Origin of the sequence: Ruegeria sp. HKCCSP351 (assembly GCF_017872535.1) — a bacterium.
Lineage (GTDB): Bacteria > Pseudomonadota > Alphaproteobacteria > Rhodobacterales > Rhodobacteraceae > Ruegeria.
Genome location: NZ_JAEDOV010000002.1, coordinates 80,059 through 94,261, shown reverse-complemented (window position 1 = coordinate 94,261; position 14,203 = coordinate 80,059). Strand labels below are relative to the sequence as shown.

Below are 14,203 nucleotides of genomic sequence, written 5' to 3'. Positions count from 1 at the left end.
ATTCCTTGAAAAGGCAGGGTAATGCTGCAATTTGATACCTGGAAGCGGGTTCTGATCTGGCTGGTCTGTGTGATCGGTCTGCTCATGGCCCTGCCAAACGCGTTTTACACGCGGGTCGAACAATCCAACGACGCCAAAGCCGCGATCGAGCTGGGCAACGACACACCCCAGATGCAGGCTGAAGCCGCGCAATGGCCGAGTTGGTTGCCGTCATCCTTGGTCAATCTTGGCCTCGACCTGCGCGGCGGCGCACATCTGCTGGCCGAAGTACAGGTACAAGACGTCTACGACTCCCGGATGGAGGCGATGTGGCCGGAAATCCGCGATGCCCTGCGCGAGGAACGTGCCACAGTGGGAACCATCCGCCGTCAGGACTCGGCCGCGGATGAGATTCGCGTACGCATCAGTCAGCCCGAAGGAATGCCGCAGGCGTTGGAGGCCGTGCGCGGGCTGGCCCGTCAGGTCCAGACCCTGACAGGTGTTGGCGCCACAGATATCGAAGTCCGTGCCGAAGGGGATACAATTGTCGTTCAGTTGTCCGAGGCAGAAAAACTGGCCTCGGATGACCGCACGGTGCGTCAGGCGCTGGAAATCATCCGCCGCCGGATCGACGAGGTAGGCACGCGAGAGCCCACAATCCAGCGTCAAGGTGCTGATCGCATCCTGATTCAGGTGCCCGGCATTGGCAGCGCGGGCGAGCTGAAGGAAATTATCGGAACAACAGCACAGTTGACCTTCAACCCGGTTGTCGGGCGCGGAACCGATCCGGATGCCGTTGCAGGCGTCGGTGAAAAAATCGTGCCGTCGATCGACGAAAACGAAGTCTACTACAACATCGAATCCGCCCCGGTCGTAACAGGAGAGGAACTGGTAGACGCGCAGCCGTCCTTTGATCAGAACGGTCGCCCTGCTGTCAACTTCCGGTTCAACACATCCGGTGCACGCAAGTTCGGGGACTATACCCGTGACAATATCGGCGCACCCTTTGCCATCGTTCTGGATGACGAAGTGATCTCGGCCCCCGTGATCCAAAGCCATATCCCGGGCGGGTCGGGGATCATCACCGGTAACTTCACCGTTGAGGAAAGCACCAATCTGGCCGTCCTGTTGCGTGCAGGTGCGTTGCCTGCGGGGCTGGAATTCCTGGAAGAACGCACCATCGGACCCGAACTGGGGCAGGATAGTATCGACGCAGGCAAAGTTGCCACAATCGTGGCCTTTGTCGCCGTGCTGACCTTCATGGCGCTCAGCTATGGTTTGTTCGGTGTCTTCGCCAATGTCGCGTTGATCATCAACGTGGGCTTGTTGTTCGGCTTGCTGTCCCTGATCGGCGCAACCCTGACTCTGCCGGGGATTGCGGGGATCGTTCTGACGGTCGGTATGGCAGTGGATGCCAACGTGCTGATCTTTGAGCGCATCCGCGAAGAACTGAAATCCGCCAGAGGTCCGGCCCGCGCCATCGATCTGGGATATGAAAAGGCGCTGTCGGCCATTCTGGATGCCAACATAACCACCTTCATCACCGCCGTTATCCTGTTTGCCATGGGCAGCGGCCCTGTGCGCGGGTTCGCAATTACACTGGGTCTGGGTATCCTGACATCGGTCTTTACCGCGATCTTCGTGACGCGCCTGATGGTTGTCATGTGGTTCGAACGCCGCCGACCGAAAACGATCGAGGTTTGATCATGAGACTGAAACTCGTACCCCAAAGCACCTCGTTCGACTTTTTCAATCGCTGGAAAATCTGGCTTGGAATCTCCGGCCTGATGATGGTGATTGCGTTCACCTCATTTCTGCTGCAGGGCCTGAACTTCGGCATCGATTTCCGCGGTGGAACCACGATCCGGACCCAAAGCGCACAAGCAATTGACGTGGGTGTATACCGCGATGCTTTGTCTCCGCTGCAACTGGGTGACGTCACCATCACCGAGATTTTTGATCCAAGTTTTGGTCCTGATGAAAATGTCGCGATGATCCGTATTCAGGCTCAGGAAGATGCCGAAGCGGTCACAGCAGACGTGATCACCCAGGTCGGCGAAGCGCTGGCTGCCGCAGACCCCGGACTCAAACTGCCCTTTGAAAGTGTCGAATCCGTTGGCCCAAAAGTCTCGGGCGAGTTGATCCAGACGGCTGTGATCGCGGTTGTCTTGGCCATCGGTGCCGTTCTTGTCTACATCTGGCTGCGCTTCGAATGGCAGTTTGCCTTGGGGGCGGTTGCCGCATTGGTGCATGACGTGATCCTGACCATCGGCATCTTCTCGGAACTGCAAATCCGCTTTGACCTTGCCATCATCGCGGCGCTGCTGACCATCGTCGGCTATTCGCTGAACGACACGGTTGTCGTTTTCGACCGGGTACGCGAGAACCTGCGGAAATACAAAAAGAAGGACCTGAAAGAGGTTCTGAATCTGTCGATTAACGAAACCCTGAGCCGGACAGTGATGACCTCGGTCACGACTTTGCTGGCGCTGGTCTCGCTTTATCTGCTGGGCGGGGATGTCATCCGCGGATTCGTCTTCGCGATGATCTGGGGTGTCGTCGTCGGGACCTATTCGTCGGTCTTCGTGGCTTCAACCATCCTGCTTTGGCTGGGGGTCAAGCGCGACTGGTCCAAACCGTCGAATACGGCAGGCAACCAGTTTGCCAACATTGATGCCTGATGCCCTACAACAGGCCCTGGCCTTGCCGGGCCTCACTTGGCTGATCCTTACCATCGGAGCCGCGGGACTTGTCCGCGGCTTCACAGGTTTTGGAACCGCGATGATCTTTGTGCCGGTGGCGACCCAGTTCCTGCCAATAGCGGATGTGGTCTTTCTGATGGCCGCCACCGGAATCGCATCAACCTTTGCCTTGGCTCCGCAGGCATGGAGGGATTGCGACAAGGTCGAAATCAGCACTCTGGGCTTTGCCGCAACGATAACCGTGCCGCTGGGACTGTGGATCATGGTGCAGGTGGACTCGGTTGCGTTGCGCTGGGTTGTCTGCGGCATTACCGGTCTGACCCTGCTGGCCGTGGTGACCGGCTGGCGATGGGAGGGGAAACTGGGACTACCCGGACGTCTCGCCATCGGCGGCAGCGCGGGTGTTGTCGGCGGCATGACCGGGCTGACCGGCCCGGTTGTCATCGTGTTCTATCTGGCCAGTTCCACCGACGTGCGCAAGATTCGTGCCAACACGATCATTTTTCTGGCATTGCTGGACGTTGTCATCGTTTTCAACATCCTCATCAGCGGTGCCGCCGATTTGTCCATCCTGTGGATTGTCCTGCTGCTGTGCGTGCCTTACCTGACCACTACACTAATCGGCAAAGCACTGTTCGACCCGAGACTTGAACGGATCTACCGCCTCGCGGCCTATTCGGTTATCCTTACTGCCGTCATTTCCGGGCTGCCGCTTCTGGATTGAAGAAGGGACATCATGCGTCTGAATCAGATTACTTTTACAGATGCCAAACCCATAGATGGGTACGGCCCCGGGTTTTTCCGAATTGGCGGCGATATCTTCCATGGCGCTGTCCTGACAGGCCCGGCAGGCCCGGCAGAGTGGGCCGGCTATGAAGACCGACACCCCCTTTTGGACCTGGCGGGCAGGATTGATGTCCTGCTTATCGGCACGGGCGCGGACATGGCCCAGATCCCCCAATCGCTACGGGTTGAGTTGGAAAATGCCGGACTTGGTGTTGAAGTCATGAACTCTCCCGCCGCCTGTCGCACCTACAATGTGCTGCTCGCTGAAGGCCGCCGCATCGCACTTGCCCTGATCCCAGTCTGACGGGATCCTCTTCATCTGGCCGAAAATATCCCGGGGAGTGTGAGGGGCTGGCCCCTCACTCCGACATGGGGCAGCGGTTGTGTACCGGCATCCTGCGGCAAATCTCGCCTTTTGCCCCTGCGGACAATCCGCTAAGCGGGTCTCATGACTTTGACTGTAACAGATCTGTCGATCACACGTGGCGGTGTTCCCGTCCTTGAAGGCCTCAGCTTTCAGCTGTCGCCGGGCAAGGCTCTGATCCTGCGGGGGCCGAACGGTATCGGCAAAACGACGCTTCTGCGCACGTTGGCTGGCTTGCAACCTCCGCTGGAAGGCAAGATCGAAGGGGCCGAGGACCAGATCGCTTATGCGTCCCATTCGGACGGGCTCAAACCGACATTGTCAGTGACTGAAAACCTGACTTTCTGGGCAGCGGTCTTTGGCACATATGACATCCAGCCAGCGCTGGACGCTTTTGAATTGAACGAACTCGCCGACCGTCACGCCGGCAATCTGTCGGCGGGCCAGAAACGGCGGTTGGGGTTAGCACGGATGCTGGTCACAGGGCGGCCGATCTGGATGCTGGACGAGCCGACCGTCTCGCTGGACAGAAACGCGGTGCAAATGTTTGCCGACGCTGTGCGGACACATCTGGGTCAGGGCGGGTCAGCCCTAATCGCGACCCATATCGACCTTGGCCTGGATGGCGAGGTTCTGGACGTCGGTCCGAACAAGGCCAAACCCAAACCCATCGACGATTTCGACGGAGGTTTCCTGTGATCGCCCTGTTGCTGCGCGACCTGAAACTGGCTTTCCGCGCGGGCGGCGGGTTCGGGCTGGGTCTGGCCTTTTTCCTGATCGTGACCGTGATGGTGCCGTTTGCAGTGGGGCCGCAATCCTCGCTGCTGTCTACGATTGCGCCCGGAGTGCTCTGGCTGGGGGCCTTGCTGGCCTGCCTTCTGTCGCTTGACCGCCTGCTGGCACTGGACTGGGAAGACGGCTCGCTCGACCTGCTGGCTACAGCACCGCTGCCGCTTGAAGCGGTTGTCACGGTCAAGGCGCTGGCCCATTGGCTGACCACCGGCTTACCGCTGGTTCTGGCCGCGCCGTTTCTGGGTGTTTTGCTGAACCTGCCGATGCCGGGGTTTTTCTGGCTGGTGATCTCGCTCCTGATCGGTACCCCAGCCATGAGCGTCATCGGGACATTTGGTGCTGCGCTGACCGTTGGTCTGAAACGTGGCGGGCTATTGCTGTCGCTTCTGGTGTTGCCACTTTACGTCCCCACCCTGATATTCGGGGCCGAGGTTGCCCGGCGTGGTGCAACAGGGATGGAGGTGCAGACGCCACTGCTGATGCTGGCCGGGATCACAGCGGCGACCATCGCATTGTTGCCCTTTGCCAGCGCTGCCGTGCTACGTATCAATCTGCGGTGAACCGCGACAAGTTTGATGGATGTCAATTGAGAACCACCCCAAATCGGACTAGATAGGGCCCATGTCAATCGCAGCCAAAGCTAACGCCCTCTGGGAATATGCCAACCCGCGCAAGTTTCTTGAAACCAGCGAACGGGTCCTGCCGTTTTTCTGGATCGTCTCGACCATCTGCATCGTTGTCGGTCTGATCTGGGGCTTTTTCTATACACCGGATGACTACAAGCAGGGGTCGACGGTCAAGATCATCTATCTGCACGTTCCGGCGGCGTTGATGGCGATCAATTGCTGGCTGATGATGCTGGCCACCTCATTGGTCTGGCTGGTGCGCCGCCATCATGTCAGCGCGCTTGCGGCACGCGCTGCTGCACCGATCGGGATCGTAATGACCCTGATAGCGCTGCTGACGGGGGCTATCTGGGGACAGCCCATGTGGGGTACATGGTGGGCCTGGGATCCGCGCCTGACGTCGTTTCTGATCCTGTTTCTGTTCTACCTTGGCTATGTCGCCTTGTGGGAAGCTATCGAGGATCCTGATACCGCAGCCGATCTGACCTCGGTTCTGTGCCTGGTTGGGTCGGTCTTTGCGATCCTCAGCCGATACGCGGTGAATTTCTGGAATCAGGGCCTGCATCAGGGCGCATCGGTCATGCGGGCCGGGGCCGTTACCGGGGCGGATACGGAAGAGAAAGTCAGCAACGTCTTTTTCTACCCCCTGCTGGCCTGCATCATCGGATTTGTTCTGCTGTTCATCGCCTTGGTGTTGTACCGCACCGGAACGGAAATTCGCGCCCGTCGTATCAAGGCGCTACAGGCACGGGAAAGGGTAGGCGGATGATCCCCGATCTTGGAAAATATGCAGACGCTGTTTTGTCGTCTTATGCTGTTTCCATCGCTCTTATCGTGGCGCTGGTTGCGTTCAGCGTGATGCGCGGGCGCAAAGTGCGCGCGGAAATGGAGAAGGTCGAACAGAGGATGTCGCGCAATGGCTAAAGTCTCGCCCCTGATGATTGCGCCGCCTCTGATTTTTGGCGCATTCGCGGTTCTCGCAGGCATCGGCATGTTTCGCGAAGATCCCAACGCCTTGCCCTCGGCCCGCGAAGGGCAACCTGCGCCGCCCGTGGTTCTCACCGAGTTTCCGGGAAAGACCCTTTTCGACGACGAAACTCTGCGCGACGGAGAGGTCAAGCTGGTCAACTATTGGGCCAGTTGGTGCGCGCCATGCCGTGCCGAGCATCCCAACCTCGAGGCATTGGCAGCTGAAGGCATCCCGGTTTACGGCATCAACTACAAAGACAAACTGAGCAATGCCGAGGCTTTCCTGGATGATCTTGGCGATCCGTACACTGCCATCGGCCGTGACGAAAAGGGCCGTATGGCGATTGACTGGGGTCTGTACGGCGTTCCCGAGACCTATGTGATCGACGGTGACGGAACGATCATTCTGCGCTTTGCTGGCCCGATTACGCAACGTGTTATCGAAAGCACGATCCGGCCTGCGCTTGAAAAGGCGGCGGGCGGTTCATAAACGATAGCCTCCCGTTACCGACAAAACTTCACCAGTGATGAATGAGGCCGCGTCCGACGCCAGAAACCTGATCACTTTGGCTATATCCTCGGGCCGTCCGACCTGACCCAACGCGGTATCCTTCACAAACAGTTCTGTCAGTTCTTCCGAACGAGGCGCTTCAGGAATGTTGATCGCACCGGGGGCCACGGCGTTGACGCGTATCCCATCTGGCCCCAACTCTTTGGCCATGGCACGGGTCCACAGGTTCAGAGCGGCCTTGCTGGCACCATAGGTGACCGCATCACGGGGCGGTAACACCGCATTCATCGACGAGATACTGACAATGGCGGCGCCCCGTTCCAAATGCGGCAAAGCTGCAGCCAGCAAGGCGGCAGGGACCAGCAGGTTCATGTCAAGAATGGCGCGATGTTCCTCGACTTGGAACTCCTCTTTTGGCGTCGACCGAACCAAACCAGCATTGTTCACGATCACATCAAGTTGTCCAAACCGCTCCATCACCTGTGCAATCACTTCCGCTGGTTGATCAGGGGCCGTCAGATCCGAACGGATCGCCAAAGTTCCTCTCTGCAATAGTGCCGCCGGAGGCTTGGTGGACAACCAAGTGAACGCCACCCTATGGTCGCGGCTCAACTCCTCTACGATGGCATGTCCAATTCCCCGTGCTCCACCTGTTACCAACGCCACCTTTTCCATAACCACCTCCTGTTTTCAGAGTACCGCGTATATCCAACCGCATCTGCTAAATATAACTTCGGAGCGCGAGGCAGAGCCTTGTAAAAGAAAGGACGCCCGAAGGCGTCCTCAAAATTTTCTTATCCGCTGCGTTCCTTAGCCAGCCTTGGCCAGATTTCTCAGCACGTAATGCAGCACACCGCCGTTTTCGATGTATTCGATCTCAGGCGCGGTATCGATCCGGCATTTCAACTGGATGGTTGTCTCAGCCCCATCTGCATAGGTGATGGTGCAGGGCACGACCTGCAGCGGCTCGACCGTATCCAGCCCATGGATCGAGACGGTTTCGTCCCCCTTCAGACCCAGGGTTTTGCGGGTATCTCCACCGGTGAATTCGAACGGGATGACGCCCATGCCAACCAGATTGGACCGGTGGATCCGCTCAAAGCTTTCTGCAATCACGGCTTTGACGCCCAGCAGTGCGGTGCCCTTGGCCGCCCAGTCGCGGCTTGAGCCTGCGCCGTATTGTTCGCCACCAAACACGACCAGCGGGGTGCCATCGGCCTGATAGGCCATCGAGGCATCGTAGATCGAAGTCTGTTCACCATCCGGGCCTTTGGTGTATCCGCCTTCAACTCCGTCCAACATCTCGTTCTTGATGCGGATATTGGCAAAGGTACCGCGCATCATGACTTCGTGATTGCCCCGTCGCGAGCCATACGAGTTGAACTCGCGTGGCTGAACCTGACGTTCGGTCAGGTATTTCCCCGCCGGCGTTGTGGTTGCGAATGATCCCGCAGGTGAGATGTGGTCGGTGGTTACCATGTCGCCCAGAATGGCCAGAACTTTAGCGCCTTCGATATTCGAGATCGTGCCCGGTTCCGCTCCCATGCCCTGAAAATAGGGCGGGTTCTGGATGTAGGTCGACGTTGGTGGCCAGTCATAGGTTTCCTGTTGCGGTACCTCGACGCTTTGCCATTTCTCATCCCCTTTGAAGACGTCCGCATATTTCGACTGGAACGCTTCGCGGGTTACGGTCGCTTCAACCAGTTCTGCGATTTCGTTTTGGGTTGGCCAGATATCCTTCATGAAGACGTCGTTGCCGTCCTTGCCCTGACCGATGGGTTCGGACGTCAGATCGATATCGAGGGTACCTGCCAGCGCATAGACAACAACCAACGGCGGCGAAGCCAAGTAGTTGGCGCGGACATCCGGTGAGATACGGCCTTCGAAGTTCCGGTTGCCGGACAGAACCGACGTGGCGACCAGATCGCCCTCGGCAATGGCTTCCGAGATTTCCTTCTGGATCGGGCCCGAGTTTCCGATGCAGGTGGTGCAGCCGTACCCAACAAGGTTGAAACCAACCTTGTCCAGGTCTTCTTGCAGTCCAGCGGCCTCAAGATAGGCCGATACAACCTGCGAACCGGGCGCCAGCGAGGTTTTGACCCAAGGCTTGCGGTTCAGACCCAGCGCTGCGGCTTTGCGGGCCACAAGGCCAGCACCGATCATCACGTAAGGGTTCGATGTGTTGGTGCAGGAGGTGATCGAGGCAATTACAACCTTGCCCGACTCCATGGTGTAGTCTTCGCCCTTGACAGCGACTTCCTTACCCATGGGGCGCTTGAAGGTCTCTTTCATTTCCCTGGTGAAAGCGGCCTTGGCGTCGGTCAGCGCGACGTAGTCCTGCGGGCGTTTTGGGCCTGAAATCGCAGGAACGATCGTGCCCATGTCCAGCGATAGCGTGTCAGTGTAGATCGGCGCATAATCCGGGCCTCTCCAGAACCCGTTTTCCTTGGCATAGGCTTCGACCAGCGCGATGCGGTCTTCGTCGCGGCCAGTGTTGCGCATGTAGCGCAGGGTTTCGCCGTCGATCGGGAAAAAGCCGCATGTCGCGCCGTATTCCGGCGCCATATTGGCGATGGTTGCACGGTCAGCCAGCGGCAGGCGGTCAAGCCCCTCGCCATAGAATTCGACGAATTTGCCCACCACGCCTTTGGCGCGCAACATTTCGACAACCTTCAGAACAAGGTCCGTACCGGTGGTGCCTTCGACCATCGAGCCGGTCAACTCGAAGCCGATCACCTCAGGGATCAGCATCGAGATCGGCTGACCCAGCATTGCGGCCTCGGCCTCGATCCCGCCGACGCCCCAACCCAGAACGGCCATGCCGTTGACCATGGTGGTGTGGCTGTCGGTGCCAACCAGCGTGTCAGGATAGGCGACTTCTTCGCCATTCTGATCGGTGTCAGTCCAGACCGTCTGCGCCAGATATTCCAGGTTCACCTGATGACAAATACCGGTGCCGGGAGGCACAACGCGGAAATTGTTGAACGCGTTCTGACCCCATTTCAGGAACTGATAGCGTTCCATGTTGCGCTCGTATTCGCGGTCGACGTTCATCTGGAACGCACGCGGATTACCGAACTCGTCGATCATGACCGAGTGGTCGATAACCAGGTCGACCGGGTTCAGCGGGTTGATCTTTTGTGCGTCGCCGCCCAGGCCCTTGATCCCGTCGCGCATGGCAGCCAGATCGACCACCGCTGGAACACCGGTGAAGTCCTGCATCAGCACGCGGGCAGGGCGGTACGCAATCTCGCGCGGGTTCTTGCCGCCATTGGCACCCCATTCGGCAAATGCTTTGATGTCATCGACCGAGACCGAAAAGCCACTGTCTTCAAATCGGAGCATGTTTTCCAGCACGACTTTCAGCGCGGCAGGAAGGTTGGAAAAATCACCCAAACCGGCCTGCTGCGCGGCGGGAATCGAATAGTAGGAAATGGATTTGCCATTCACGTTCAGACTGCGGCGTGTCTTGGCGGTATCCTGTCCGACTTTAATGGGCATCGGGTGGCCTCCCTTCTCAAATGACTTGGATTTCGGGCATCGCTGAATGTTATCTGCATCACCCAAGCCGCTGGTTCAAGGTTCAATGACACTGGATTTGCGATTTTGTATACCATTGCACACATTTAGGCGGAGAATTGCAGATACCGCCCTCAAGAAACGTTGATTAGCGGTTGAGCGGCAAAACGGCTATCCCAGAGAATACCCGCTCACTCCGAGAGTTTTTATGTTCAGATCCGCTGCTTTGACCGCCCTGATATCCTGCCTGTTCGCCACCCAGCCCATGGCCGGTGAGGATCCTGTGGTGGTTGAGCTGTTCACCTCGCAAGGGTGTTCGTCTTGCCCACCTGCGGACCGGATCATGCATGAGCTGGCGAAACGCGACGATGTCATCGGGCTGGCGCTGCATGTCGACTATTGGGATTACATCGGCTGGAAGGACGAATATGCCGATCCTGATCACACGCTCCGGCAACGGGCTTATGCCCGCGAGAACGGAAAATCCATGATCTATACGCCTCAGATGATCATAAATGGTCAGCACGATATTGTCGGCGCTCAGGCACAGGAGCTCGACCGTCTGATTGATGCGCATCTAAAGGCCGCCCCCGAAGCGGCGGTGACAGCAATCCGAGACGCTGACGAAGTGACCGTGAATGTGACGCCTGTGGAACTGCCCGAAGGTGAGACCTATGACGTACGTATCGTTCAGTATTCGCCTCTGCGCCATGCATCGATCCGCCGTGGTGAACTAGCCGGGCGGGAATTGGATTATGCCAATGTTGTTGAGACATGGCAGATTGCAGGCCGGTGGGACGGGAAAGCGCCGCAGACTTACTCGGCGCAGCTGGAACCAGAGTTGCCTGCCGTTGTGCTTGTGCAAAGGGCCGGTCACGGGCCAATTGTTGCCGCGACTTGGGCCAAATGATCAGGGCATGTCGTCCGGTTGAACGCCGAGCCCGTTCCAGCTTTTCCAACGCCGGTGGATCCAGAACCACTGTCCCATATGCTTCCGAACCATTTTCTCCAGATCATCATTGGTGAACTGGGTCATGGTTTTGGGATCAGTGTGCGGCACGGGATCATGCAGGATGATTTCAAAGTCGATGCCGTTTGGCTGGCGCACGGCATAGCACGGTATCAGTACGGCCTTGTATTTGATGGCCAGTTCTGCGTTCAGCACGGATGTCACGGCAGGCTTGCCGAAGAATGTCAGCTCTTCGCCCCCCAACGCATGCAGGTCGGACACGATAGCGATAATTCCACCGTTCTTGAGTGACCGAACCATTTCGACCATACCGCGCCGCCCCTGTTCGAACATCGGCGCGCCGGTTTTGTAAAAAGCTTCGACATAGGCGTCGTTGAAATAAGGATTCGCCATCCGCCGGTAGAGGCATCCAATCGGTTTGCCGCTGTGTTTCTGCAGGGCGACGCGTGCGGCCAGATAGTGACCGAAATGCGCCGTGATCATCATTACCGGGCGCCCTTCGGCAATCGCGGCGTCAAACGCAGCAATACCGGGCCCGGATATCTTGGCGTTCACCTGACGTTCGATGAAACCTTCGGGTGAGAAATGCTCCATTATTGCCCGACCGGCATTATCCGACACGTCTCGATAGATCTTTGTGATCTCGGCGTCAGATAAATCAGGGCAGGTGAGCTTTAGATTCCGGCGGACGCGGGTGCGAAATCCGACGACAGGTGCGAGGGTTTTCATGATTGCACCCATGGTTGCTATGCGCCTTTCATAAGGAAGCAGGCGCATAGCGCCGATGATTCCCTGCAGGAGCAGATTGGCGACATAGTATTTTCCAAGCTCAAACCGGTTGAGCTCCGACTTTTCGACGGGCATGGAGGTGTCTCACCGCGTGTTGCGAAATGTTGCCTCAGACATACAACCCGGTACCCGTAACCTCAAGCACCCAGGCGAAATGGCTGCTCCAGCGATCTGGCAGGTGCGCCTGTTCCTGCCTCAATCCACGCTTCCGTCCTCTTCCTTTTCAATCAGCACAATTGTTCCGGCGTCTGACAAGGCACGAACCGCCCCAACGATCTGGGTCATGGCATCTTCGGCCTCAGATTGCTTGACCCGCCCGCGTTCCGCGATTTCCTCGCGCAGGTTTTCTGCCATGCGAGAGGAGATATTCGACAGCAGAAACTCGACAGAAGCCTTGTCATCATCCGCGGCGGCACCGGCCAGGGCCGCGACCAGAACAGGCTGATTGACTTCCCGCAAAATGGCTGGAACATCACGGGGCGAAATCCGGCTGGAGATATGGGCGAAGGTAAAGATCGACTGGCGCACCAGATCGGCAAAATCGGCGTCGTCCTCATCCAGCGCGTTCAGCAGGTTGTCGCGCGTGGCGGAGGCAGACTGGTTCAGAATTGCACCCACCCGCGCGCCTGGACCGTCATTGAAGGCCTGAACAGGCCGCTGATCCAGCTGAGCAGCCAGTGACCAGCCGATCCGCTCAACCGCTTCGGGCGTGACATTTGCTGTTTTCGAGATTGCGTAGGTGATCCGCCGCGCCACCGGACCCGGCATGTGGCCCAGCATCTGCGCCGCCTGTGCCGTATCCATTTTTGAAAGCATCACAGCGGCCACTTCAGTGCTTTCCGCCTGTGCCATGGCCGCAAGGTCCTGGGCTGGAATGTCGCGCAGCCTTTGCCAGGGATCACCGATCTGACGAACTCCGGCAACTTTGCGCAAACGCGCGGCTGTCGCGGGTGTGATTTTTCCACTGACGGCATCCAAGGCCCCGGCAAGACCATGTGGAAAGGCCAGACCGACATTGTCCAGGGCTTCGCTGAATTCCTGTGCCACAGCACCCAGAGTCGTCCGGTCTACAAGGCCCATTTCCCCCAATTGATGTGTCAGTTTCTCTTGCAGGTCATCGGGAAGCTCCTCCAGCGGAAGATCGGCGCCGTCGTTCAACAACAGCCGCACGACCACAGCTGCCTTCTGACGGCTGGTCAAAGATCGGGGAACAAGGCGCGGGCTGTCGCCACCCCCTGCGGAAAATGGGGCCGAAGCCCCTTGAACCGTTTGAATTAATGCGTTGGTGTTTTGCATCTGCCTGTGGAACCAAAGTTTTCGAACCACAGGCAGATTAGAGAGAGTCGGGTTAAATAACCCTGAACCTTAATAGCTGTATGTCAGGCCCGTTCGGATCGCTTCACGCAACGACGCCTCGGCCCAGGTGCCTTCTCCGCCACGGGACTTTATTTCGCGCCATTGCTCGATCGCCAGATCGGTTCGGCCTTCGGACACAAACCCCTGCGCCATGTAGCTGCGCGCCAAAAGATTGTCTGGGTTGGCATTGATCGCGTTTTGATAAAAGACATTTGCCAGTTCCAGCTCGCCCATCTTGCGATAGGTGAAACCCCAATAGGTCAGGACACGATCGTCGTCCTGATCCATGATGCGCAGAATGTCCTGAGCGTACCCGTATTGCCCGTCATACGCCAGTTCGCGGATCGCTTCATACAGCTGATCATCTGTCAGGCTTGACTTGTCGGGTTTGACGCATTTCCCACGGGTTTCGTCATATACACGGCCGAACAGGCATTTCTTGGTTGTATTCGTCGGTTTCGGCGGGCTGCTGCTGTCACCACCTGCGGCATGGACAGCTGGCGCGAAGGCGAAGGCTTGCAAAGCAAGGGCAGAAGCTAACAAAAGGCGCATTTCTTTACTCCGTTCTCGGGGCTCTTATTGAAATCATAGTGTGATCTACAAAAAAGCTAACAGGGGAACGGTCGCTTTTATTCACGAACTGGACAAAAATTGTCAGCTGTTGACAGATTTCGCACAGCTTTTTGTTTCAGTATCCCACGTTGTCCCGGGTGCGCAGGATTGGGTCTGTTTGGAATGTTGTTCGCAGGCAAGCCCGGCTGAGGCCATAAGAACCAGTGCCAATGCGCTTAGGAGTGTTCGGATCATGATGTTTCCCTCGTATGGAAAAAGCACATGCAG

Annotated in this window: 15 protein-coding genes; 10 read left to right on the top strand and 5 right to left on the bottom strand. The window is 57.7% G+C overall.

What is annotated here, in order from left to right:
* Positions 1-21 precede the first annotated feature (21 nt).
* The 9 genes from secD to I9182_RS04570 all read left to right on the top strand — a co-directional run bounded on the left by secD (position 22) and on the right by I9182_RS04570 (position 6,708).
* Positions 22-1,683, top strand: coding sequence for a protein translocase subunit SecD (gene secD, locus I9182_RS04610; protein WP_209596854.1), 1,662 nt, complete (start codon positions 22-24; stop codon positions 1,681-1,683).
* A 2-nt stretch (positions 1,684-1,685) separates the two neighbouring features.
* On the top strand, positions 1,686-2,660 hold the full coding sequence (gene secF, locus I9182_RS04605) for a protein translocase subunit SecF (protein ID WP_209596851.1): 975 nt from the start codon (positions 1,686-1,688) through the stop codon (positions 2,658-2,660).
* Complete coding sequence (locus tag I9182_RS04600) at positions 2,653-3,405, top strand: sulfite exporter TauE/SafE family protein (RefSeq protein ID WP_209596849.1); 753 nt, start codon at positions 2,653-2,655, stop codon at positions 3,403-3,405. The genes secF and I9182_RS04600 overlap by 8 nt, the downstream gene beginning before the upstream one ends.
* 12 nt (positions 3,406-3,417) lie before the next feature.
* Entirely contained in the window at positions 3,418-3,771 is a 354-nt protein-coding gene (locus tag I9182_RS04595; RefSeq protein ID WP_209596847.1) for an Mth938-like domain-containing protein, read from the top strand.
* Positions 3,772-3,915: 144 nt separating this feature from the next.
* A complete protein-coding gene (ccmA, locus tag I9182_RS04590) occupies positions 3,916-4,530 on the top strand; it encodes a heme ABC exporter ATP-binding protein CcmA (protein ID WP_209596845.1) in 615 nt (204 codons plus the stop codon).
* Positions 4,527-5,183: a heme exporter protein CcmB gene (gene ccmB, locus I9182_RS04585; protein WP_209503504.1), complete on the top strand. Its 657-nt coding sequence runs from the start codon at positions 4,527-4,529 to the stop codon at positions 5,181-5,183. Before ccmA ends, ccmB begins: the two co-directional genes overlap by 4 nt.
* A 61-nt stretch (positions 5,184-5,244) precedes the next feature.
* Positions 5,245-6,018 carry a heme ABC transporter permease gene (locus I9182_RS04580; RefSeq protein ID WP_209596843.1) on the top strand — a complete coding sequence of 258 codons (774 nt, stop codon included), beginning with the start codon at positions 5,245-5,247 and terminating at the stop codon, positions 6,016-6,018.
* Entirely contained in the window at positions 6,015-6,173 is a 159-nt protein-coding gene (gene ccmD, locus I9182_RS04575) for a heme exporter protein CcmD (RefSeq protein WP_209503508.1), read from the top strand. Before I9182_RS04580 ends, ccmD begins: the two co-directional genes overlap by 4 nt.
* A complete protein-coding gene (locus tag I9182_RS04570) occupies positions 6,166-6,708 on the top strand; it encodes a DsbE family thiol:disulfide interchange protein (RefSeq protein ID WP_209596841.1) in 543 nt (180 codons plus the stop codon). The genes ccmD and I9182_RS04570 overlap by 8 nt, the downstream gene beginning before the upstream one ends.
* Here I9182_RS04570 and I9182_RS04565 read toward each other — a convergent pair.
* Together I9182_RS04565 and acnA are read right to left on the bottom strand one after the other, a co-directional pair.
* Positions 6,703-7,404, bottom strand: a complete 702-nt coding sequence (locus I9182_RS04565; protein ID WP_209596838.1) for an SDR family oxidoreductase — start codon at positions 7,402-7,404, stop codon at positions 6,703-6,705. The two genes, I9182_RS04570 and I9182_RS04565, sit on opposite strands and share 6 nt — an antisense overlap.
* Positions 7,405-7,539: 135 nt before the next feature.
* Entirely contained in the window at positions 7,540-10,230 is a 2,691-nt protein-coding gene (gene acnA / locus I9182_RS04560) for an aconitate hydratase AcnA (RefSeq protein ID WP_209596836.1), read from the bottom strand.
* Between the two features lie 226 nt (positions 10,231-10,456).
* Here acnA and I9182_RS04555 point away from each other — a divergent pair, with 226 nt between their 5' ends.
* The gene (locus tag I9182_RS04555; RefSeq protein ID WP_209596834.1) at positions 10,457-11,158 is read left to right on the top strand and encodes a DUF1223 domain-containing protein; all 702 of its coding nucleotides are present in this window, start codon (positions 10,457-10,459) and stop codon (positions 11,156-11,158) included.
* Here I9182_RS04555 and I9182_RS04550 read toward each other — a convergent pair whose 3' ends face one another.
* From I9182_RS04550 to I9182_RS04540, 3 genes are all read right to left on the bottom strand, one after another.
* Complete coding sequence (locus I9182_RS04550) at positions 11,159-12,082, bottom strand: lysophospholipid acyltransferase family protein (RefSeq protein WP_209596832.1); 924 nt, start codon at positions 12,080-12,082, stop codon at positions 11,159-11,161.
* 120 nt (positions 12,083-12,202) lie between these two features.
* A complete protein-coding gene (locus I9182_RS04545; protein WP_209596830.1) occupies positions 12,203-13,303 on the bottom strand; it encodes a FliG C-terminal domain-containing protein in 1,101 nt (366 codons plus the stop codon).
* A gap of 69 nt (positions 13,304-13,372) precedes the next feature.
* Positions 13,373-13,915: a tetratricopeptide repeat protein gene (locus I9182_RS04540; protein ID WP_209596828.1), complete on the bottom strand. Its 543-nt coding sequence runs from the start codon at positions 13,913-13,915 to the stop codon at positions 13,373-13,375.
* Between the last annotated feature and the right edge of the window lie 288 nt (positions 13,916-14,203).

Excerpts from the sequence above, each read along its gene's own strand:
- secD (WP_209596854.1), top strand. The coding sequence starts at position 22 with ATGCTGCAATTTGATACCTGGAAGCGGGTTCTGATCTGGCTGGTCTGT.
- secF (WP_209596851.1), top strand. The coding sequence starts at position 1,686 with ATGAGACTGAAACTCGTACCCCAAAGCACCTCGTTCGACTTTTTCAAT.
- I9182_RS04600 (WP_209596849.1), top strand. The coding sequence starts at position 2,653 with ATGCCTGATGCCCTACAACAGGCCCTGGCCTTGCCGGGCCTCACTTGG.
- I9182_RS04595 (WP_209596847.1), top strand. The coding sequence starts at position 3,418 with ATGCGTCTGAATCAGATTACTTTTACAGATGCCAAACCCATAGATGGG.
- ccmA (WP_209596845.1), top strand. The coding sequence starts at position 3,916 with ATGACTTTGACTGTAACAGATCTGTCGATCACACGTGGCGGTGTTCCC.
- I9182_RS04580 (WP_209596843.1), top strand. The coding sequence starts at position 5,245 with ATGTCAATCGCAGCCAAAGCTAACGCCCTCTGGGAATATGCCAACCCG.
- ccmD (WP_209503508.1), top strand. The coding sequence starts at position 6,015 with ATGATCCCCGATCTTGGAAAATATGCAGACGCTGTTTTGTCGTCTTAT.
- I9182_RS04570 (WP_209596841.1), top strand. The coding sequence starts at position 6,166 with ATGGCTAAAGTCTCGCCCCTGATGATTGCGCCGCCTCTGATTTTTGGC.
- I9182_RS04565 (WP_209596838.1), bottom strand. The coding sequence starts at position 7,404 with ATGGAAAAGGTGGCGTTGGTAACAGGTGGAGCACGGGGAATTGGACAT.
- acnA (WP_209596836.1), bottom strand. The coding sequence starts at position 10,230 with ATGCCCATTAAAGTCGGACAGGATACCGCCAAGACACGCCGCAGTCTG.
- I9182_RS04555 (WP_209596834.1), top strand. The coding sequence starts at position 10,457 with ATGTTCAGATCCGCTGCTTTGACCGCCCTGATATCCTGCCTGTTCGCC.
- I9182_RS04550 (WP_209596832.1), bottom strand. The coding sequence starts at position 12,082 with ATGCCCGTCGAAAAGTCGGAGCTCAACCGGTTTGAGCTTGGAAAATAC.
- I9182_RS04545 (WP_209596830.1), bottom strand. The coding sequence starts at position 13,303 with ATGCAAAACACCAACGCATTAATTCAAACGGTTCAAGGGGCTTCGGCC.
- I9182_RS04540 (WP_209596828.1), bottom strand. The coding sequence starts at position 13,915 with ATGCGCCTTTTGTTAGCTTCTGCCCTTGCTTTGCAAGCCTTCGCCTTC.